This window comes from Curvibacter soli (assembly GCF_029211125.1).
Taxonomy (GTDB): Bacteria; Pseudomonadota; Gammaproteobacteria; order Burkholderiales; family Burkholderiaceae_C; genus Curvibacter_A; species Curvibacter_A soli.
On sequence record NZ_JARGEN010000057.1, the window covers coordinates 1 to 21,694 of the forward strand.

A 21,694-nucleotide genomic window follows, 5' to 3' on the forward strand; every position below is an offset into this window, starting at 1 on the left:
AATTTTGGGGATTCAACTGCCGGAAATAGGATAAAAGCGATGCGTTTTGGCGCAGGGCAAGGCGCAAACCACAGTGATAGCCGTAGCTATCGCGAGGATTTGCAACGCCGCCATGCGGCAAAAGGTGCGGTTTTATGGGCTGCTTGGCGTTGCACACTGCACCAGGGCCGCCCTGCCCTTGGCGGCCCTACTTGGCCGGCAGGTACTTGGCCGGGTCCACGGGCTTGCCCTGCTTGCGGATCTCGAAGTGCAGCTTCACGCGGTCGGTGTCGCTGCTGCCCATCTCGGCGATCTTCTGGCCCTTGCGCACCGACTGGTCTTCCTTGACCAGCAGGCTCTGGTTGTGGGCATAGGCCGTCAGGTAGGTGCTGTTGTGCTTGAGGATGATGAGGTTGCCGTAGCCGCGCAGCCCCGCACCCGCATACACCACGCGGCCGTCGGCGGCGGCCAGCACCGGCTCGCCGGCCTTGCCCGCGATGTCGAAGCCCTTGTTCTTCGCCTCGTCGAAGCCGGCCACGAGCGCACCGTTCGCGGGCCAGATGAAGGCCGTGTCCTCCTCGCCGCCGGCGGGCGCTGCTGCGGCAGGCACCACGGGCACGGCGGCGACGGCGGGTGCGGGCGTTGCCGCCGGGGCCGTGCCGGACGCCCCGGGCTTGACGGGCGCGACGGACGGCGACGCAACCGGCTTGCTGACCACGCCGCCCTCGGCCAACGCCGCAGGCGGCGCGACGCGCAGCACCTGGCCCACTTCGATGAGGTTGGGGTTGTCCAGGCTGTTCCAGCGTGCGATGTCCTTCCAGCTCTGCCCGCTTTCCAGGCCGATGCGGATCAGCGTGTCGCCGGGCCTCACGGTGTAGTAGCCCGGCTTGCCCGCGTTCTCGGCGCCAGGCGGCGGGGGTGGCTCGGCAGCGGGCGTGGGGGGCACGATGACCGGCGCGGACGCGGCGGTGCCGCGATCCTCGACCGGCGCGGGCCGGTGCGGCGAAGATGAGCAGGCCGCCACGATGCCCGCCGCCAATACAGATACACCGATCCGAATCCCGCGCGGCAACCCCAGCATAGATAGCATTCCTTTTGAGCGTGTCATGCAACGCCTGATTTTAGGGGGACAAAGTGAACGTCCTCAAGAACGCTCTGTTTCAGCCCCAGGGGTGTCTTGTCCACCACGATGAGCGCCTGCCTGCCGCCCGCCGCCGCCACCGGCGCCACCAATCGCCCGCCCACGGCCAACTGGTCGCACCACGCCGGCGGCAGGTGCGCGCCGCCCGCCGCCACGACGATGCCCGCATAGGGCGCGCCCTGCGCGAAGCCGGCCATGCCGTCGCCGAACAGCAGGTGCACGTTGGCCAGCCGGAAGGGCCGCAGGTTGGCGCGCGCCTTCTCGTGCAGGCCGCGCAGGCGCTCGATGCTATAGACCTCGCGCGCCAGCAGGCTCAGCACCGCGGCCTGGTAGCCGCAGCCGGTGCCGATCTCCAGCACGCGCGCCAGTGGGCCGCTGCGCGCCAGCCCGGCGCCTAGCAGCAGTTGCGCCATGCGCGCCACCACGCTGGGCTTGGAGATGGTCTGCCCCAGGCCGATGGGCAGGCTCGTGTCCTCATACGCCTGGTTGACCAGCGCGCTGTCGACGAAGCGGTGGCGCTCCACCGCACCCATGGCCTGCAGCACCGCGGGCTCGGCGATGCCCTGCGCGGCCAGCCGCTGGACCATGCGCATGCGCACGGCCGATGAATCCAGACCCACGCCCCGCGCCGGGCTCGGCGCGGGCGCCTGCGCAGCGGCGGCGGTGCCGCGCTGCTCGGGGGCGGGGCGCGGGTCGAGCCGGGCCGGAAACGTGGGGCGGCGCGACATCAGCGGGCGTCCTGCAGCCGGGCCGCGGCCTGCGCCCAATAGCGCAGGTTGTCGTGGTCGGTCAGGTCCACCTTGAGCGGTGTGAGCGATACGTGGCCCTGCGCCGTGGCGTGGAAGTCGGTGCCCTCGGCGCCGTCCTTGGCCGGGCCAGCGCCGCCGATCCAGTACATGGTGTCGCCATGCGGGTTGGCCTGGGTGATGACGCGCTCTGCCGCATGGCGGCGGCCCAGGCGGCAGACCTTGACGGGCAGCAGCGCGTCGTAGGGACGGTTGGGGATGTTCACGTTGAGCAGCCAGGGCGGTGCGTCCGCCGACGCCTGCTGCGCGAACCGGCGCACGATGTCGGCGGCCTTGCGTGCGGCGGATGCGATCTCGCTCCAGCCGCGCTCCACCTGCGAGAACGCGATGGCCGGCACGCCGAACAGGTAGCCCTCCATGGCCGCGCCCACGGTGCCCGAATAGATGGTGTCGTCGCCCATGTTGGCGCCATTGTTGATGCCCGAGACCACCAGATCGGGTCGGTAGCCCAGCAGCCCCGTGAGTGCCACATGCACGCAGTCGGCGGGCGTGCCGTTGACGTAGCGAAAGCCATTGTGCGCATCGTGCACGTAGAGCGGCGAATGCAGCGTGAGCGCGTTGGACTTGGCGCTGTTGTTGTGCTCGGGCGCCACCACCTCGACGTCGGCCTCTGTCTTCAACGCCTCGTAGAGCGCCTGCAGGCCGGGCGCCTGGTAGCCGTCGTCGTTGGAAAGCAGGATCTTCATGGGGTCGGTCGCCGGATGCCAGGGCATTGTAGGGGTGCGCGCCATCGCCGCAGGGACAAGGTCCGCACCTGCTTGGGCGCCCATCATCTGGCCCACGGCAATGGCGGGGACGACCATGCCCGCATGGCTTTGCGAGAACCCCGCCGGCATCGATGCGCCGTAGCGGAAGGAAGCGCCCGAGCCGCGGCCCGGACGGCGCGTGGCATGCGCTGGCAGACCGGGCTCGGCTGCGGGCGGGCGGACTCTGAGGAGCACTTCGGCTCAGCCGCCGCGCAGGCGCTCGATGAACGCCTCGGGCCGCATCGGGCGCGCGAAGTGGTAGCCCTGGGCGAACGTGCACTGCCAGTGCCGCAGGCGCGTGGCGACGGTCTCGTCCTCCACGCCCTCGGCCAGCACGTCGAGCCCCAGGCTCAGCGCCAGCGAGATGATGCCGCGCACGATGGCGGCGTTGTCGGGGTCGTCGATCATGTCGCGCACGAACGACTGGTCGATCTTGATCTTGTCGAACTTGAAGCGGCGCAGGTAGGCCAGGCTCGAATAGCCGGTGCCGAAGTCGTCCATCGACAGCTTCACGCCCAGCGCCTTCAGGCGCCGCAGCACGGCCATCACGGCCTCGCCGTCGTGCAGCAGCACGCTTTCGGTCAGCTCCAGCTCCAGCTTTTCAGCCGGGATGTCCGCCTCCACCAGCGCATCCTCCACCTGCTGCAGCACGATGCCGCGCTGGAACTGGCGCGCCGACAGATTGACCGCCATCATCAACTCCGCATGGCCCGCGTCGTGCCAGGCGCGCAGCTGCCGCGTGGCCGTGCGCAGCACCCAGCCACCCAGGGCCTCGATCAGGCCGCTGTCCTCCGCCACGGGGATGAACACCGCGGGCGGCACGGGGCCGCGCTTCGGGTGGTCCCAGCGGCACAGGGCCTCGGCGCCCACGATGCGCCCGCTGGCCAGCTCGACCAGCGGCTGGTATTCGAGCCGCAGGGCATTGGTCTCGATGGCGCGGCGCAGGCCCGATTCGAGCTGCAGCCGCTCCAGCGCGGCGGCGTTCATGGCCGCGTTGGCGAACTGGTAGACCGCCCGCCCCTCGCGCTTGGCCGCGTGCAGGGCCGCGTCGGCGCGGCCGAACAGCACGTCGAACGATTCGCCGTCCGACGGGAACATGGCGATGCCGACGGAGATGGACACGCTCATCGGCATGCCGCCCAGCTCCATCTGCGCGCCCACGGCCTCCATCAGCCGGCGCGCCATGTGTGCCGCATCCGCCGTGCCATGCACGCCGGGCAGCATGACCATGAACTCGTCGCCGCTCAACCGGCCCACGAAAGCCCGCACGCCGGCGGTGCCCGAGAGGCGCTCGCCGATGCGGCGCAGCAGTTCGTCGCCCGCCGCGTGGCCCAGCGAGTCGTTGAGGGTCTTGAAGTTGTCCACATCGGTCACCAGCAGCGCCACCTGCTCGCCCGCATGCTGCGCCTGGGCCAGCGCGCGCGCGGCGTGCTGGGCGGCCTGGGCGCGGTTGGGCAGGCCGGTGACCGTGTCCTGCGTGGACAGGTAGGCGATCCTCTGCTCGGCGGCCTTGCTGGAGCTGAGGTCGGAGATGGTGGCCACGTAGTGCGTGATCTCGTCGCTGCCGCGGTCGCGCAGGGCCGACAGGCTGAGCCACTGCGGGTAGACCTCGCCGTTCTTGCGCCGGCCCCAGACCTCGCCGCTCCAGCGGCCCTGGGCGAGCAGCGCCTCGTGCATCGCCTGCTGCAGGGCGGGGCCGTCCTGCTGCTCCGCCGAGATGACCGTGTAGGGCTGCCCGATCACGTCGTCCGCCGCGAAGCCCGAGATGGTGGAATACGCGGCGTTGACCATCATCACGCGGTTGTCGGCGTTGAAGATGATGATGCCGTCCTTGCTCAGGTCCAGCACCTTGCCGGCGAGTTCGAGCTTGGTGGCGGCGGAGCGCTGGTCGGTGATGTCGCGGCTCAGCACCAGCATGTGCAGGCGCTGGCCCCGGCGCCCGAACGTGGGCACGCGCACCACGTCGTAGTAGCGCGCGCTGCCGGTCTCGTCCTGCAGCACTTCCTCGGTATGCGAGACCCCGCCGGACTGCCAGGTGGCCTCCTCGTTCAGGGCCGACTGCCGCAGGCTCTCCGCCGCGGGGTGGCCCAGGTCGGCCAGGTCGAGGTTGGTGAAGCCGTGGGTCTCCTTCTCGCCCAGCCCCACCAGGGCGCGCGCGGCGGGGTTGGCCAGCAGCCAGCGGCCCGCCCCGTCCTTCAGGTGCACCATGTCGGGCAGGTGGCGGAAGACGGTGCGCAGCAGTTTGTCGCGCGCGCGCACCAGCCGGTCCGCGTCGAAGCGCGCGGTGACGTCCACGCCCACGTACCACTGCTCGGCGCCGCCCGCCTCGGCCTGCAGGCGCGGCATGATGGACCAGGCGATGCGCTTGCGCTCGCCCGTCTTGGCGATGAGCGTCCATTCCACGTCGCGCAAGCCGATGCCCATGGCCGCGCACTCGGCCTTCTTGCGCTCCAGGTAGATGGCGTTCGGGTACAGCAGCGGCATGGCCTGCGGGCTGCCCACCATCTCCGAGGCGCTGTAGCCGGTGACGATCTCGCATTCGCGGTTCCAGAACACGTACTGCCCGCCGGACGCATCGGTGGCATGGACCATGACGGGGAGTTGCTGCAGTACCTCGCGCATGGCCGCCGGCAGGGCGGTGCGGCGCAGCGGCGCCGGATGGCTGTCGGGATCGTCGTCCCCGTCTTCCATGAAGAAGCTGTCGCTGTCCACGAAGTGGGCGAACGGCTTGGACGGGTTGGTCGGTGGTTGCGTCGTCATGGAGCGGTCCTGGCCTCAGACAATCCCTTTGCCGCGTAGCCGCCGGGCTCGGACGCCAGGCAACTGAACGTCTTTGGTTCTGCGGCCCAGTGTATCAAAGCGTATGCGCTGCGGCGTGCGGCGGCGGGGCCGCCCATGCCTGCCCGCACGCGACCGGGGCTGCGTGCGCGCCGGGGTTCTGGATGATCCTCATCCATCAGCAAAAAGTCCCTCCAGCGCAATGAATATAAGCGCTAGCAGCTCTCAAACTTATAGCATCCGGCATCACCGCGCGGCCTCCACCGTCACCCGCGCATTCGGCGCCTCGCCGAACATCTCGGGCGCGTACATGGCCTCCACGCGCGTGGGCGGCAGGGCGAACTCGCCCACGTTGTTCAAGCGCAGGGTGTACTCGATCTTCACCACGCCCTTGGGCAGATATTCGTAGTAGCTGCGGAAGGCCTCGAAGCTGCGCTCCTCGAACGCGGGCCAGCCCGCGCCGCCGGCTGCCTTCTCGCCGCTGGTGGCGATCTGTGAATCGCGGCCCAGGCCGCTGCCGAGGATGGTGGCGCCGCCGGGGATGGGGTCGGTGATGGCCACCCAGGTCATGTCGGCGCTGGCGTTCACCTCCAGCGTCACGCGCCAGACGTCGCCGCGCGTGGTGCGGGCCTTGTCGGCCTGCTCCACGGGCGTGATGGTCTTCTTGACGGCATAACCGGCGCTGAACGGCGCTTTCAACTCGATGGCCGCCACCGACTGCACGGTGACCCACGGCTTGCCCGCGCCCTGCTGCGCCACGCCGAGCCGGCCCGCGCCGCCGTCCGCGGGCCAGGGCAGGAACATGCCGTTGTTGCGCAGGTTGCCCGGCGATGCGGGGGCGCCGAACCAGGTGGCCTGGTGCGCGGCGCCCTCCGCGTCGCTGGCCTTCACGCGCTCGACGCGGCTCCAGTCGACGCTGGCGCTGGCCGCGCCCAGCGTGGCGCGCGTGGTGCCGGCAACGGGCGTGGACTCGAACCTGCGCGAAAACTTCTCCAGCGCCAGCCCGCCCCACAGGTTGGCCGTGGTGGTGTGCCAGGCGCCGCCCTGCTGGCGCGCGATGAAGCCATTGGCCAGGCGGCCCAGGTCGTCCTTCCAGGCCGGGTCGTCCAGCACGGCCAGCAGCAGGCGGGCAGTGTTCACGTCGCCGTTCTGCATCAGCCACCACCAGTAGTCGTCGGGCTCGCTGCTGAAGACGAGCCTGGTGCCCTGGTAGCTCAGGCGGCTCTTGAGTATCTGTGTGGCTTCGGCCAGGCGCTGCGCGCGCCCGGGCACGTCGGGCACGCGCTGGAGGATGCGGAGCCAGTCGATCACCGTGTGCGTAGGCCACTGGTTGGGCGCGATGGCCACGCTGCCGAGCATGCGGGCCTGGGCGCGGCCGTAGCGCGACAGGGCCTCGATGGCGGCGATCTTGCGCATGTCCAGGTCCTTGCGCGGGATCCAGAAGTCGCGCTGGATGCGGCCTTCGACGAACGCGGTCAGGCCGCGCTCCATCGGCGCGCGCACGTCGTCGGGCAGGGCGAAGGCGGGGTCGATGCCCGCGGCCTCGTGCGTGGCGGCCAGCACGTAGGCGGTCAGCGTGTCGCTGCCCCGGTTGGCGTCGCCGTCGCGCGGCGGGAAGTAGCTGGCCAGGCCGTCGGCATCCAGATAGCTGGGCAACTGCGCCACCACGCCGGCCCAGAGCTTGCCGTCGCGCAAGCCTATGGACTTGCTGGTCTTCTGCTCCAGGCAGGCGAAGGGGTAGTTGGCGAACCAGTCGCGCACGCCGGGCAGGCCCTCGGCCAGTCGGGGCTGCAGCGTCAGTTTGATGCCGCCGCGCCCGGCGATGGCGTCCGCCGGCGGGGCCACGTCGAGGCCCAGGGTGCCATCGACCTGCGCCAGCGTGGCCTGCTGCACCGTGAGCGGCACGGCGGGCACGATGCGCTGGCTGGCCTTGAGCGCATCGCGTGCGCCGCCGGCCGTGTCCCGGGCCTCGATCTCCCACAGGATGGCCTCGGCGCGCGTCTGCGCCAGTTGCGCGGGGGCGGTCACGTCCCATGCCGCCTCGCGCGCCTCGCCTGCCGGAATAGCGACGGTCTGCGGCTTCAGGTCGAGCAGCGTGGCGCGCGGGGCCACCTCCACCCGCATGGCCCTGGCCGTGGTGTTGCGCAACGTGAACTGGGCGCGGAACCGGTCGTCCTCGCGCACCAGCGGCGGCAGGCCGCTGATGATCTGCAGATCCTGCGTGGCCCGGATGCTGACCTGCCCGGTGCCGAACAGGCCCGTGGCGGCATCGGCCACGGCGACGATCGTGAAGGTGGTGAGCGCGTCGTTCAGCGGTACCTCGATGGTGGCCCGGCCTTGGGCGTCCAGTTGCACGCGCGGGTTCCACAGCAGCAGCGTGTCGAGCAGTTCGCGCGCCTGGCCGTGCCCGCCGCCGCCGCCGGCGGGCACGGCCTTGCGGCCATAGTGGCGGCGGCCGATGATCTCCATCTGCGCCGTGGCCGTCTGCACGCCCCAGGCGCGGCGCTGGAGCATGGCGCCCAGCAGGTCCCAACTGGTGTTGGGCATCAGTGCCAGCAGCGCCTGGTCCACGGCGGCCAGGGCCACCTCGGCGTGCGCGGCGGGCTGGCCGTCGGGCAGCCTGGCGCTGATGGTCACGCGGGCCTTGCCGCGCACGGGATAGCTCTCCTTGTCGGCAGCCACCTTCACGTCGATGCGGTGGGCACGCGTTCCCACGCGGATCTCGGCCAGGCCCAGGCGGAACGCGGGCTTGCTCAAATCGACCAGCGCGGTGGGCGCCACGTATTCGCGGCCCTCGAACCAGAAGGCCGTCCACCATTCGCGCGGGGCCTTGTAGCCCCAGGTGAAGAAGCTGTACCACGGCACTTCGCGCAGCCGCCCGCGCAGCGCGAGCACGCTCACGTAGACGTTGGGGCTCCAGCCCTCCCGCACTTTCAGGCTCACGGTCGGGTCCTGCCCGTTCAACTGCACGACCTGGGTTTCGAGGATGCCCTCGCGCTCCACGGCCACCAGCGCGGTGGCGAAGCGAAACGGCATGCGCACCTGGAAGCGCGCGGTGTCGCCGGGCTCGTAGGCCTTCTTCTCGGGCAGCACGTCGATGCGGTCGGTGTTCTCGCCGCCGAACCACAGCTCGCCCTGCCGGGTCACCCACACCGAGGCGGCGGCCTGCGCGGTGTTGCCGTCGGCGTCCCTGGCGCTGGCGATCAGTTCCACCTCGCCAGGCACGCCCAGCCGGGCCTCGCACAGCAGCAGGCCGCGCGCGTCGCTCCTGCCGCTGCAGACGCTGCCGAGGTCCTTGGTGTCGGTCTTGTTGTCGTAGGTGTAGAAGCCGCCCACCATGCGCTTGCGACTGGTGGTGGTGATGCGTGCCACGGCCCGCACCTCCAGCGGCACGCCGGCGGCGGGCTTGCCGTCGAGCCCCAGCGCCAGGGCCTGGAAGCGTACCTGCCGGCTGCTGGACACCCAGCCCTCGGTCTTGATTCCGGCCACCACGCCCGCGGGCCACAGGGTACTGGTGCCGCGCAGGGTCTGCACCTCGCCGTTCGGGTCGGCGTAGGTGGCTTCCATCAGCAATTCGTGCGGGCGCTTGTCGCGCGGCAGGTCGGCGATGGTGAGGCGGCCCGCGCCGTTGCGGTCGAGTGCGAGCGGCAGCTTGTCGGCCACCACGCGCTGGTCCTGGCTGGCGCTGGCATCTTCTTCGCCAACGCCCGTGGCCTGCTGCGCGCCGCGCGGCGGGGAAAAGCTGAAGTCGTCGTAGTCGGCATAGGCCAGCGCCTGGGGCCGCACCAGGGCCGACACACGCACCGGCAGGTTCACGGCCGCGCCGCCGGCCACGTAGTTCACCTGCACGTCCACCGGCACGCTTTGCGCGTTGACCAGCGGCTTCTTGTCCAGCGGGCCCACGCGGCCTTCGAGCACGGGCAGGCGGAATTCCTCCACGCGGAACTCGCCGCTGGTGAAGCTGCCGGCATTGCCTTCGCCGTGCAGTTCCACCTGGTACACGCCGAGCTTGGCCGCAGGCGGCGCCTGGAACTGGCTTTCCGCGCTGCGCCCGCCCGTGGCGGTGGCGCGCCACGCGAGCGGCTGGGTGTACTGCTGGCCGCTGCCCATGTGGGTGACGACCAGCGTGGCGGGCAAGGTGCCGGGCAGGCCGAAGCCCCGGCTGGTTTCGGTGCGCGCAATGTGCTTCATCGAAACAATCTCGCCCGCGCGCACCAGGGTGCGGTCGAAGATGGTGTGGACGCGCTCGTCGGGGTGCGGCTCGCTGCTGGTGGGCACGTTGAAGCGCCAAGGCTCGATGCCGCGGTTCCAGTCGCTCCAGGCGAATGCCATGTCCTGCACGCCGTCGCTGCCCTGGTGGCGCGCACTCACGAAATACGCTTGGCCACCATCATCGCCGCCGCCGTACCAATCGCTGCAACGCGCGAGGTCGGACGACAGCCCTTCGATGCGGGCAATGCCCTGTGCGTCCGTCAGGGCATTGGCCAGTTGGTTGCCCTCGCAGTCCGACACGCGCACCGCGGCGCCCCGCACGGGCTGGCCCTTGTCCAGCGTGGTGACCCAGGCCAGCGCGTTCTCGCGCCCGAGCTTGAAGTGCACGCCCAAGTTGGTGACCAGCGCCGAGGTGCGCACGTACATCGTGCGGCCCGCGCCGTACTGTTCGTCTAGCAGCGAGGTGCCGAGCTTCTGCGACGCAATTTCGACCACGTGAAAGCCCGGCGACAGGGGAATGCCCACCACCTCGAACGGGCGCGGGTGGCCGCCCGCCGGCCTGGGCAGGTCGAGCGTCTTCACGCCCGGCTGGCCCGCGAGCAGCGAGAGCATGCGGGTCTGCACCTCGTCCTGGTCGCCCTCGGGCAATACGCGCGGCAGCGGCGTGCGGGAATCGCGTGCGGCATCGGCGCGCGACACCGAGGATTCGTCGTAGCGCCGCACCTTGCGCAACCAGGTGATGATCTCGACATCGCTCTGCGGCTTCAGGTCGCTGACCTTGCCGCCCTGCACCTGCAGGGCGGCTTCCACGTTGCGCAGCGTCACCGGCAGCAGCGGGCCGGCATCGGGCTCGGCGAAGCGCTCCACGATGCCGAACGGCGCGGCGGCGAATTTGGCCAGCGGCGGCATCGGCCCGGTGGCGACCTTCAGCGGAAAGCTCGCCGCGTTGCGCGGCGAGCGGCCCGATGCGTCCTTGAAATCCTGCGGCAGCTCCAGCGTGAACTGCGTCTGCTCGGGCAGCGTGCCGGCAAAGGCGACGGCGTTCACCACGTCATCGTCTTCGGCGCTGGCCCCATTCCGGTCGAAGCCGGGCTTGAGCGTTTCCCTGGCCGACTTCAGGCGGATCGCGGCGGCCTGCCTGCGCGTGACCGGCGCGTTGAACTGCAGCCGCAGCGGGCGGATCGGCAGGCAGGCGGCCTGGGCGTTCTCGCGCTCGCAACTGAACGTGGCCTCGAACGGCTCGCGCACCTCGTAGCCGAAGCGCTTTTCCACCGTGTTGGGCACGCCGCCGGGCGTGGCCACGCCACGGCCGTAGACGATCTGCACCTTGGCCGCGGGCGACAGGCGCCGGTTGCAGGCGAAGGCGTGGTATTGCAGCGGCTCCGCCGCAGCCGCCTTGGCCCAGCCCATGGCCTGCAGCAGCGCGGCGCGGTCCCGCCCTTCGAGCAGCCGCACGGGGATGCGCTCGCCGATGTCGGATGCGGTGCACCACAGGTTGGCCTGCAGGCTTTGCGGCGTCGCCGGGCCGTTGAGTTGCAGGACGAAGAACTGCTCTTCGTCGATGCGCTCCCAGGAGCCCGGGCGAATGCTGCGCACGAACGGCCCGCCGGTATTGAATTGATAGCTGCCAGCGCCCGTCAATACTGCGCCGGAGGCCGATTTGAACCCCGGATTGACCGTGGCGGTGCAACGCACGCCGGGCGGCAGGTCGCGCGCGAATTCATAGGCCCATTCGCGATCGCTGGTCCAGCGCCCCGCGCCCTGGGTGGCCTGCGCGTCGCTGCAGCTCAGCGTGATCGGCGCGGGCGCCTTGGGGTCGCCGAAGTTGACGGCGCCGGCATCGAACCTGGCCACCACCTGTCGCACGCGCGCCACCTCGCCCTGTGGCGAGAGGCTGGTGATCTGGAAAGCCTGGGCGGCGCCGGCGGCCACCGCCAGGACGGCGGCGGCCCAGGCGTTCATTTTCAGAGCGGACATGCTCACGCTGCGTTCTCCTCATTGGCGGGAGCGAGCGTAGCCGATCTCCATGTCGCCGCCAGGCCGGCGCACGGCCGGCCGCAGCATTTGTCACGAAAAGCGGAAAAGCGGAGGCCGAGGGCTGGCCTGCATGGCGGGGGTGGCCATGGCCATGGTGGCGTCGCCCGCCTTTGCGGCCAGGGCGCAGCCCGCGTGAACCCGTTGCGGGCTGGCCGCGCGCGGCCAGTGTCTCGCCTGGAGCCGCGCGGCCAGCGCCCGGTGCGTACCGTCAGCCCAGTCGCACCGGCATGAAGATCTTGTCGCCGTCGCGCTGGATCAGCAGCGCCACCGACTTGTCGGACTTGGCCACCACGGCGCGCGCCACCACCGATACGGCGCCCCGCGCAAAAGGATGGCCGTCCATCAGCCGCGCCCGGCGAGCCGCCTCAGGCCCAGCCACTGCTGGGCCCAGAAGCCGCGCCCATAGTCGCGCGGGTGGCCCGTGGGGCCGGGCTCGACCTGGTCGCGCACGCCCGTGGGCTCGTAGCGCAGGGCGAAATCCGCCGTGCCGAACAGCATGTCCCACCACGGCAGCAGCACACCGAAGTTGCAGCCCGCCCGGCCCGCCGCGATGCCATGGTGGCGCCGGTGGAAGCGCGGGCTGATCCACAGCCGCTCGCCCACGCGCCCGAACCACAACCGCAGGTTGGCGTGCTGCAGGCTCTCGCTGAGCTGGGTGAAGGCGACGATGGCGATGAACTGCCCCGGCGCCACGCCAATCAGTTGCGCCACGCAGACGACGATGCAGGCGCGCACCACGTCGTCGAGCAGGTGGTTGCGGTTGTCGCTCCACATCGTCACCTGCCGCTGCGAATGGTGCAGGGCGTGCAGGCTCCACCACCAGCGCCAGGCGTGCTGGCCGCGGTGAATCCAGTAGCCGGTGAAGTCGAAGGCCAGCAGGTACAGCAGCAGGCTCGCCCACGGCAGGTCGGTCACGCCGGGCCACAGTGCGTCGATCTGGATGGGGTGCACGCCCGCCACGCGCAGCGTGCCGAACAGCGCATTGAACACGGGGCCGAGCAGCAGGAACAGCGCCACGCGAAACAGCCCGAGCCGGTGGATGAACGTGTAGAGCATGTCCACGCGGATGGTGCGCCGGTCGACCACCGGCTCCACGGGGCGCCAGCGCTGCAGCGGCGCGATCACGGCCAGCATGGCCGCGATCTGCAACAGCCCCACGAGCAGCCAGCCGGTGGCGGCGTAGCCGTCCTCGAGCAGACCGCCCATGCCGAGCCCGAACAGCGCCGGCTGCACCAGCGCCTGGAACAGCCACTGCTGCGCGGCGTCGAACAGGTCGGCGAGCGCATCCATGCGGCTAGGGTTTGGCGCGGCTGGCGATCCAGCCCTGGTGGCCGGGATGCTCGCGCAGCGTAGCGAAGCAGAAGCCGCGCGCCTTCAGCCCCTCGATCAGCGGCTCCAGCACGGCGGGTGCCCAGGCGTCCTTGCGCGACCAGATGCCCAGGTGGGCCAGCAGCACGTCGCCCGCGCGGATGTCGCGCAGCGCACGCTCCAGCAGCAGGGCGTTGCTGAACTTCTCGCTCGGCAGCTCGTCGCCCAGGAAACCCGCCGGCGCCCAGCCCACGTGCGCGTAGCCGCAGCCGCGCGCCGCCGCCAGCAGCGCGGGCGAGGTCTTGCCGCCCGGCGCGCGGAAGAGCGGCAGCGGTCGCACGCCCGTCACCTCCGCCAGCCGGTCGGCGGCGCGGGTGATCTCGGCGCAATACTGCGCTGCCGTCATGATGAACTGCCGGCCCTGCCGCTCGCCCGCCGAGGGCCGCACGCTGAACGACGGCGGCGTGCCGCCCAGGTCGGCGCGCCAGTACACGTGGTCATAGGTGTGGGAGGCAAAGGCATGGCCCTCTTGCGCGCGCGCGCGCCACCAGGGCGCCCAGTCGTTGCCCAGGCTGCCGTCGCCCTGCCTGGTGGGCTCGTTGGCGGCAAAGAAGGTCACGCGCACCTGCTGGCGCTGCAGCACCTGCGCGACCAGCGGCGCGATCTCCATGTGGCCGGTGTCGAAGGTCAGGTAGACGGGCTTGGCGCAGGCCGGTTCGGCGGCGGGCGCCTGCGCCGCCGGCAGCAGGGCCGCGGCCAGCAGGGATGAGCGCAGCAGGCTTGGCAGCATGGGCAATGTATCTCAGGGTTTGATGTGATCCAGCGTCCACACGCCGTGCGGCGACTTGCCCACGGGCACCTGCCGCACCACGCGGCGCTCCTGCGTGTCGATGACGGTGAGCCGGCGCGCCCAGCGCGAGGTGACGAGAATGTAGCGCCCGTCGCCGGCGACGTCCATGCAGTCCGGCCCGCCTGGCGCGGGATAGTCGGCCACCACGGTCTGTGTCTGCGTGTCGATCTTGCTGATGGTGTCGGCCACGCGGTTGCTCACGTACACGTGCCGCCCGTCGCCCGCGCTGCGGAAAGCGTGCGCGCCCTTGCCCGTGGCGATGGTGCGCAGGGCGCGCGCGGGCGCGTCGCCCGCTACCTCGAACACCTGCACGCCCTCGCCGCCCGTGAGGCCGACGAACAGGAAGCGGTCGTCCGACGAGCCGTACACGTCGGCGGGCGTGGCACCGGTCTGCACGCGCCACTTGAGCGCCTGGCTGCGCAGGTCGATGGCGACCAGCTCGTCGCTGTCCTGCATCGACACATAGGCCGTGGCGCTGCGGCTGTCGATCCAGATGTGGCTGGGCGTGCGCCCGGTGGCGATGCGCTTGGCGAGCGCCAGGTCCTGCCCGTCCCAGCGGTAGATGTCCACGTGGTTGAGCCGGTTGGCCGCGGTGACGAACCACTTCATGTCGGGCGAGAAGCGCAACTGGTACGGATCGACGATGCCGCGCACCGTGCGCTGCACCTGCGCCGTGCGCGGGTCGACGAAGGTGAGCGAGTCGCCGAGCGCGTTGGCGACGATGAGCGACTTCTCGTCGGGTGTCAGGTACAGGTGGTGCGGCTCCTTGCCGGTGGCGATAAGGGCGCTCTCGGTCCAGGTCGCGGGGTCGATGACGCTGATGGTCGCGTCCAGCGAATTGAGCACGAACAGCGGGCTGGGCCGTGCGGCGGCGGCCAGCGGCAGCGCCGCCAGCAAAGCCAGGCCGAGGCCGACGGCGCGGCGAAGGAAACGGGGAATGGACAGATTCACGAACGGACTTTTCAGGACAACCCATGAGTTTAGCCCGCGGATGGCGGCGCCCGTCGAGCGGCAGGTGCGCGCCGGTGCGGGCCGGGTGCGATTGCTATACATTCGATAGCTGCACGCGCCCGTTTCACTTGCGCCTGCGGCCGATTTGGCCTGGATTCCTCAGCGTTTCTTGCCCGCGCCTGCCTGGCGCGGGGGCAGGCCCGTGTGCTGGGTCAGGATGCGGCCCTTGCGCGGAGGCGCGAGTTCGCTGGTTTTGCGCGGAGGCTGCGCGGGCTTGGCTGTCGCGGCGGAGGTGGAGTTCTTGCGCCGCGCGCTCTGGTAGCCGCCGTCGGTCAGCGGCTGGTAGGTGGGAATCAGATGCAGCTTGCCGTTGCCGATCAGGTCGGTGCGGCCCATGCTCTTGAGCGCCTCGCGCAGCAGCGGCCAGTTGTTGGGGTCGTGGTAGCGCAGGAAGGCCTTGTGCAGGCGGCGGCGCTTGTCGCCGCGCACCACGTCCACGGCGTCTTCGGCCCGGGCCTCGCGGTGGACGCGGCGCAATGTGTTGCGGCCCGTGTGGTACATGGCCGTGGCAGTGGCCATGGGGCTGGGGTAGAAGGTCTGCACCTGGTCGGCGCGAAAGCCGTTGCGCTTGAGCCAGAGCGCGAGGTTCATCATGTCCTCGTCGCTGGTGCCCGGGTGCGCTGCGATGAAGTACGGGATCAGGAACTGCTGCTTGCCCGCCTCGGCGCTGAACTTGTCGAACATCTGCTTGAAGCGGTCGTAGCTGCCGATGCCGGGCTTCATCATCTTCGACAGCGGCCCGGCCTCGGTGTGCTCGGGCGCGATCTTCAGGTAGCCGCCCACGTGGTGCTGCACCAGCTCCTTCACGTATTCGGGGCTCTTCACGGCCAGGTCGTAGCGCAGGCCCGAGCCGATCAGGATCTTCTTGATGCCCTTGAGGGCGCGCGCGCGGCGGTAGATCTTGATGAGCGGGCCGTGGTCGGTGGTCAGGTTCTGGCAGATGCCGGGGTAGACGCAGCTCGGCTTGCGGCAGGCGGCCTCGATCTCGGGCGTCCTGCAGCCCAGCCGGTACATGTTGGCCGTGGGGCCGCCCAGGTCGCTGATGACCCCGGTGAAGCCTGCCACCTTGTCGCGGATCTCTTCCACCTCGCGGATGACCGAGTCCTCGCTGCGGCTCTGGATGATGCGGCCTTCGTGCTCGGTGATCGAGCAGAAGGTGCAGCCGCCGAAGCAGCCGCGCATGATGTTGACGCTGAAGCGGATCATCTCCCACGCAGGGATCTTGGTCGCGCCGTCGTGGCGACCCTGCGCGTCGGCATAGCGCGGGTGCGGGCTGCGCGCATAGGGCAGGCCGAACACGTAGTCCATCTCGGCGGTGGTCAGCGGGATGGGCGGCGGGGTGATCCATACGTCGCGCGCAGTGGCACCTTCGCCGTGCGCCTGCACCAGCGCGCGCGCGTTGCCGGGGTTGGTCTCCAGGTGCAGCACGCGGTTGGCGTGGGCGTACAGCACGGGGTCGCTCCTCACCTGCTCGTAGCTCGGCAGGCGGATCACGCTGCGCTCGCGCGGGGGTGCCTGCGGCTTGCGCCGCGCCAGGGCCGGATTGGGCATGAAGGTGATCGGCTGCACGCTGACGGTTTCATGGCCTTTTTGGCCTCCAGCGCCTGTCCTGCCTGCGGTTGCAGCTATGTTTTCAGTAGCATTTGGGCGCGCGCAGCTCTCCCCCTGCGCCGCCGCCTGCTCGCTGGTGGTCAGGTAGGGGTTGACGTGCCCTTCCACGCGGCCCGGCATGTCCACCGCGGTGGAGTCGATCTCGAACCAGCCTTCCTGCGATTCCCGCCGCACGAAGGCCGTGCCGCGCACGTCGGTGATCTGCTGCACCGGCTCCTTCGCGGCCAGGCGGTGCGCCACCTCGACGATGGCGCGCTCGGCGTTGCCGTACAGCAGCAGGTCGCACTTGCTGTCCACCACGATGCTGCGGCGCACCTTGTCGCTCCAGTAGTCGTAGTGGGCGATGCGGCGCAGGCTGCCCTCGATGCCGCCGAGGACGATGGGCACGTCCGGGTACGCCTCGCGGCAGCGCTGGCTGTAGACGATGGCCGCGCGGTCGGGCCGCTGGCCGGCCAGGTCGCCGGGAGTGTAGGCGTCGTCGCTGCGGATCTTGCGGTCCGCCGTGTAGCGGTTGATCATCGAATCCATGTTGCCGCTGGTCACGCCCCAGAACAGGTTGGGGCGGCCCAGGGCGCGGAACGGCTCGGCGCTCTGCCAGTCGGGCTGGGCGATGATGCCCACGCGAAAGCCCTGCGCCTCCAGCACCCGGCCGATGACGGCCATGCCGAAGCTCGGGTGGTCCACGTACGCATCGCCCGTCACCACGATGATGTCGCAACTGTCCCAGCCGAGCGCGGTCATCTCCTCGCGCGTGGCCGGCAGGAACGGCGCGGTGCCGAAGCGCTGCGCCCAGTACTTGCGGTAGCTGGTGATGGGCTTGGCGGCGCGCGCGAAAAAGGAAACGTCGAGCGGGGCGTTCATCGTGGGGGGAGAGGCAGCGCCGCTGCCCACGGCGGTGCGGGCGGCTTGCGGCGAAAGAAGTGCGGGGGGCGGCGCGGATTCTAGACCGCGCCCCTTGCCCCTACGAAACCGCTGCCTACTGCATGAACCAGCCGTGGCTCACCACCAGCGACTGGCCGGTGAGCGCGTTGGTCGGGAAGGCCGCGAACAGCAGCGCCACGCGGGCCACGTCGTCGGTGGTGGTGAACTCGCCGTCCACGGTCTCCTTGAGCATGACGTTCTTCACCACCTGCTCTTCGGTGATGCCGAGCGTCTTGGCCTGCTCGGGGATCTGCTTTTCCACCAGCGGCGTGCGCACGAAGCCCGGGCAGATCACGTTGGCGCGCACGCCGTGCTTGGCGCCTTCCTTCGAGACGGTCTTGGCCAGCCCGATCAGGCCGTGCTTGGCGGTCACATAGGGCGCCTTGAGCAGCGACGCCTCCTTGGAGTGCACCGAGCCCATGTAGATCACGCTGCCGCCGCGGCCCTGCGCGTACATGTGCTTCAGGCACGCCTTGGTGGTGAGGAAGGCGCCGTCGAGGTGGATGGCGAGCATCTTCTTCCATTCGGCGAAGCTGAATTCCTCCACTGGGTGCACGATCTGGATGCCGGCGTTGCTCACCAGGATGTCGATGCCGCCGAAGGCGCGCACGGCCTCCTCGACGGAGGCATCGACCTGCTCCTCGCTGGTCACGTCCACGCCCACGCCGATGGCCTGCGCGCCGGCGGCCTTGAGCTCTGCCGCAGCGGCGTCGGCGGCCTGCTTGTTGAGGTCGGCGATGACGATCTTCGCGCCCTCCTTCGCATAGACGATGGCGATCTCCTTGCCGATGCCGCTGGCCGCACCGGTGATGTAGGCGACCTTGTCCTTGAGTTGCATGGTGGTTTCCTTTCTTGCTGTCAATGCCGTCACAGCGACGGCGGATTTCAGGTCCTGCCCCCGGGGTGCCGGATGCGCGCCACCGATGGCTCGCCGAGGTCGTAGGTGGTCGCCCCGTCGGGCTGGGCCGCGCAGCGCAGGTGCGCGGGCAACCGCTCCGGCAGCCTGGCCAGCCGCTGCTTCAGGTTGACATTGGCCGCCGCGGCTTCGGTGTTCATGCGCGTGCGCGTGCGGCTGGAATACTGGATGCCCTTCACCCGCGCCATCACCCCGGCCAGCGACGCGGCGGGCCGGGATGGCGCGGAGGCGGGCTGCGAGGCCCGCGGACGGGAGCGGGGACTGGCGCGGGATGCAGGCGGGGCGGGGGCGCGGCGCGAAGCGGTCATGGACTCCATTGGACACCATCCCGCGCGGATATGCAGCGCCTCGCCTGGCGCCGCGCCGCCGCCCGCAGCGCGCGACCTCAGGCCGGCATGCGCAATGCATCGCGCCTGCGCTTGACCTCGTCGTGGTTGCGCTGCGCACCCTGCATCTGCCGCTGCACCAGCGCGCGCACGCCGGCGGGCAGCGGCTGCTGGAGCGCCTTGCGGTAGCGGGCCAGGGCGGCGTCCTCGCCGCGTTCTGCCTCCTCCAGCGTGGCCAGGTCGTCGTGCGCCGACAGCGCGCTGCGCACCGAGACCCAGCCGCGGTGCAGCGCGCCGGCCACGGTGCCGCCCGTGTCGGCCTGGCCGCCCAGGCGGGTGACCTCGGCCTGCAGCTCGCCCGCGGCGGTGGCGCACTCACCCGCGCCGCGCTCGAAGAACATGCGCAGGTCGGCGGTCTTGGCATGCCCGGCCACGTGGCGGAAGCCGTATTCGCCGTCGCGGCAGGATTCGAGCAGGCCGTTGAGCGTGTCGATCACCTCGTCGTCATCGACGGCGCCGGCCACTGCGGCGTCAGCGCCGCCGGCCAGGCGCGCGTCCACGCGGTCCCACGCGGCGCGGGCCGGCAGGCGGGCATCCTCCCAGGCCAGGCGCGACTGGGCGCGGTGCGTTTCCCAGTCGGCGGCCAGGCGCTGCTCGGCGGCATCGAACGGCTCGTCGTAGATGGTGCGGCTGGTCCAGCCGAAGGCATAGGCCGGGCCGTAGTCGTCGTAGGTGCGGCTGGCGTCGTAGTAGGGTTCGCTGGCGTATACCCCGCGCCAGTAGGAGTCCTCCACCGTGGGTTTCACGGGGTGTGCGCCGGGTTCGCGCGTGATCGGGCCCAGATTCAGATCGGTGTCCTTGGCCATGGTGCTCTCCTTCATTCAGTACGGATGGTGGTCGGTGGATCGCGCGCCGCACCGGGCAGTGGATGCGCCCGGGTGGCGACGCGCTGCAAACCATGCTCCGGGTGGCCTGCCGCGCGCGGGGTCGGGCGACGTGGCGCCTGTTTGTAGGAGAACGCGCCGGCCAGCCCGGCCGCCGCGCCGGGACAATAGCGGGCATGCCCCTGACCCTGCAAGCGCCCGTCCACAGCGAACTCGTCATCAAGAAAAGCCGCTTCATCGGCTGCGTGCAGCCCATGGCCGACCGCGCGTCGGCCCAGGCCGCCGTGGCCGAGCTGTGGCGGCAGCACCCCGGCGCCACCCACATCTGCTGGGCGCTGCTGGCGGGCGGGCAGTCTGCCGCGGTGGACGACGGCGAGCCCGGCGGCACCGCGGGCCGGCCCATGCTCGACGTGCTGCGCCACCAGGATCTGGAGGGCGTGCTGGCGACCGTGGTGCGCTACTACGGCGGCGTGAAGCTCGGCGCGGGCGGGCTGGTGCGCGCCTACACCGATGCCGTCGCGCAGGCCCTGCTGGGCGCTGCCAAGCTGCCGCTGCAGCGCATGCAGGTGCTGTGCTGCCAGGTGCCCTATGCGCTCGAAGGGCTGCTGCGCCGCGAGGCGGACGCCGCCGGGGCCGAGCTGCTGGAGGCGCGGCACGCCACGCTGGTCACGCTGCAGCTACGCCTGCCCGCGCCGCAGGCCGCGGCCTTCGTGCAGCGCGTGAACGACGCCGGCCAGGGGCGGGTCGGCTGGCCCGGCGGCATGGACTGAACCAGCAGGCGAAGTGCCGCGGCACTTCGCGCCAAGGGCGGTCGGCGCAGCACAATTGGCCGCGCTGTGGCAGCGTTTATTGCTCCTGAAAGAATAGCTACCAGCGCTTATTCCACCTGCGGTGGAGGGCAATTTGGCTCGCAAATCCCTGCGTCCGGCACAATCGCCCGCTTCGCATCGAGAACCTCTGGAGCCCCATGCACAAGCGCACCGCTCTTGCCCTGCTCGCCGGCCTGGCCGCACTGCCCGGCGCCCATGCCGCTGCGGCCGTCGATGGCGCCCGCCTGCGCATCGGCATCATCGCCAGCTACTCGGGGCCCTATGCCGACTATGGCCGCCAGTTCGACGCGGGCGTGGCGCTGTACCTGAAGGAGCACGGCGGCAAGGTCGCGGGCCGCAGCGTGGAGATCGTGCGCAAGGACGCCCCGGGCCCCGCGCCCGACGCGGCCAGGCGCATGGCGCAGGAACTCGTGGTGCGCGACAAGGTGCACTTCATCTCCGGCCTGGACTTCAGCCCCAATGCCTATGCGGTGGCGGCGGTGGCCACGCAGGCACGGGTTCCGGCCATCGTGATGAACGCCTCCTCGTCGGCCATCACCACCAGTTCGCCCTACGTGGCGCGGCTGTCGTTCACGGTGCAGCAGGTGTCGGCGCCGATGGCGCAGTGGATGCTGAAGAACGGCGTGCGCGAGGCCTACACCGTGGTGGCCGACTACGCCTCGGGCGCGGACGCCGAAACCGCTTTCCACAAGGCATTCACCGCGGGCGGCGGCAGGATCGCGGGCGCGGTGCGCACGCCGATGAACAACCCCGACTTCTCGGCCTACGTGCAGCGCATCAAGGACGCCCGGCCCCAGGCGGTGTTCTTCTTCTTCCCCTCGGGCGTGATGCCGCCGGCGTTCTTGAAGGCGTGGCAGGAGCGCGGCATGGCGCAGGCGGGCATCCGGCTCTTCGCCACCGGCGAGGCCACCGACGACAGCTACCTGGAGGCCACGGGCGACGCGGCGCTGGGGCTGGTGACCAGCCACCACTATTCCTATGCCCACCCGTCGGCGAAGAACCGCAAGTTCGTGCGGGACTTCGTGGCCGCGTTCGGCACCGGGATGCGCCCGGGCTACTTCGCCGTGACGGCCTACGACGCGATGGCCACCATCGACGCGGCGCTCGCCAGGACCGGCGGCGATACCCGGGGCGACAAAGTGATGGAGGCGCTCAGGGGCCTGAGGTTCGAGAGCCCGCGCGGCGAGATCGAGATCGACCCCGCCACGCGCGACATCGTGCAGACCGTCTACATCCGCCGGGCCGAGCGCGTGGGCGGCGAGCTGGTGAACGTCGAGTTCGACCAGTTCGAGCGCGTGAAGGACCCGGCCAAGGAAGGCACCTGAAGCCGCCCCGCCC

The 21,694-nt window shown here is 70.7% G+C and carries 15 protein-coding genes; 2 read left to right on the top strand and 13 right to left on the bottom strand.

All coding sequences use genetic code 11. The features are described from left to right. Positions 1–187: 187 nt before the first annotated feature. The 13 genes from PY257_RS12310 to PY257_RS12370 form a co-directional block, all read right to left on the bottom strand. Positions 188–1,060 (bottom strand): peptidoglycan DD-metalloendopeptidase family protein, encoded by an 873-nt coding sequence (locus PY257_RS12310; RefSeq protein WP_275742213.1) that lies wholly within the window; start codon positions 1,058–1,060, stop codon positions 188–190. Positions 1,061–1,083: 23 nt separating this feature from the next. Beyond that, positions 1,084–1,848 carry a protein-L-isoaspartate(D-aspartate) O-methyltransferase gene (locus tag PY257_RS12315; protein ID WP_275742215.1) on the bottom strand — a complete coding sequence of 255 codons (765 nt, stop codon included), beginning with the start codon at positions 1,846–1,848 and terminating at the stop codon, positions 1,084–1,086. After that, positions 1,848–2,612 (bottom strand): 5'/3'-nucleotidase SurE, encoded by a 765-nt coding sequence (gene surE, locus PY257_RS12320; RefSeq protein ID WP_275742265.1) that lies wholly within the window; start codon positions 2,610–2,612, stop codon positions 1,848–1,850. The genes PY257_RS12315 and surE overlap by 1 nt, the downstream gene beginning before the upstream one ends. Before the next feature lie 261 nt (positions 2,613–2,873). Further along, a complete protein-coding gene (locus tag PY257_RS12325; protein ID WP_275742217.1) occupies positions 2,874–5,432 on the bottom strand; it encodes a sensor domain-containing protein in 2,559 nt (852 codons plus the stop codon). A 264-nt stretch (positions 5,433–5,696) separates the two neighbouring features. Beyond that, positions 5,697–11,639, bottom strand: coding sequence for an alpha-2-macroglobulin family protein (locus PY257_RS12330; protein ID WP_275742219.1), 5,943 nt, complete (start codon positions 11,637–11,639; stop codon positions 5,697–5,699). A gap of 268 nt (positions 11,640–11,907) precedes the next feature. After that, positions 11,908–12,042 (bottom strand): hypothetical protein, encoded by a 135-nt coding sequence (locus PY257_RS12335; RefSeq protein ID WP_275742269.1) that lies wholly within the window; start codon positions 12,040–12,042, stop codon positions 11,908–11,910. Further along, entirely contained in the window at positions 12,042–12,989 is a 948-nt protein-coding gene (locus PY257_RS12340) for a sterol desaturase family protein (protein ID WP_275742221.1), read from the bottom strand. The genes PY257_RS12335 and PY257_RS12340 overlap by 1 nt, the downstream gene beginning before the upstream one ends. Positions 12,990–12,993: 4 nt before the next feature. Then, the gene (locus PY257_RS12345) at positions 12,994–13,797 is read right to left on the bottom strand and encodes a polysaccharide deacetylase family protein (protein WP_275742223.1); all 804 of its coding nucleotides are present in this window, start codon (positions 13,795–13,797) and stop codon (positions 12,994–12,996) included. Between the two features lie 12 nt (positions 13,798–13,809). Next, positions 13,810–14,760, bottom strand: coding sequence for a YncE family protein (locus PY257_RS12350; RefSeq protein WP_275742267.1), 951 nt, complete (start codon positions 14,758–14,760; stop codon positions 13,810–13,812). A 207-nt stretch (positions 14,761–14,967) separates the two neighbouring features. Then, complete coding sequence (locus PY257_RS12355) at positions 14,968–17,340, bottom strand: YgiQ family radical SAM protein (protein WP_275742226.1); 2,373 nt, start codon at positions 17,338–17,340, stop codon at positions 14,968–14,970. Positions 17,341–17,455: 115 nt separating this feature from the next. Then, positions 17,456–18,238, bottom strand: coding sequence for a 3-hydroxybutyrate dehydrogenase (locus tag PY257_RS12360; protein ID WP_275742228.1), 783 nt, complete (start codon positions 18,236–18,238; stop codon positions 17,456–17,458). A gap of 47 nt (positions 18,239–18,285) precedes the next feature. After that, positions 18,286–18,504: a DUF3734 domain-containing protein gene (locus PY257_RS12365; protein ID WP_275742230.1), complete on the bottom strand. Its 219-nt coding sequence runs from the start codon at positions 18,502–18,504 to the stop codon at positions 18,286–18,288. A gap of 197 nt (positions 18,505–18,701) precedes the next feature. Next, positions 18,702–19,508 (bottom strand): ferritin-like domain-containing protein, encoded by an 807-nt coding sequence (locus tag PY257_RS12370; protein ID WP_275742232.1) that lies wholly within the window; start codon positions 19,506–19,508, stop codon positions 18,702–18,704. Positions 19,509–19,702: 194 nt separating this feature from the next. Here PY257_RS12370 and PY257_RS12375 point away from each other — a divergent pair, with 194 nt between their 5' ends. After that, on the top strand, positions 19,703–20,296 hold the full coding sequence (locus PY257_RS12375; RefSeq protein ID WP_275742233.1) for an IMPACT family protein: 594 nt from the start codon (positions 19,703–19,705) through the stop codon (positions 20,294–20,296). A gap of 197 nt (positions 20,297–20,493) precedes the next feature. After that, positions 20,494–21,681 carry an ABC transporter substrate-binding protein gene (locus PY257_RS12380; RefSeq protein WP_275742235.1) on the top strand — a complete coding sequence of 396 codons (1,188 nt, stop codon included), beginning with the start codon at positions 20,494–20,496 and terminating at the stop codon, positions 21,679–21,681. Positions 21,682–21,694 lie beyond the last annotated feature (13 nt).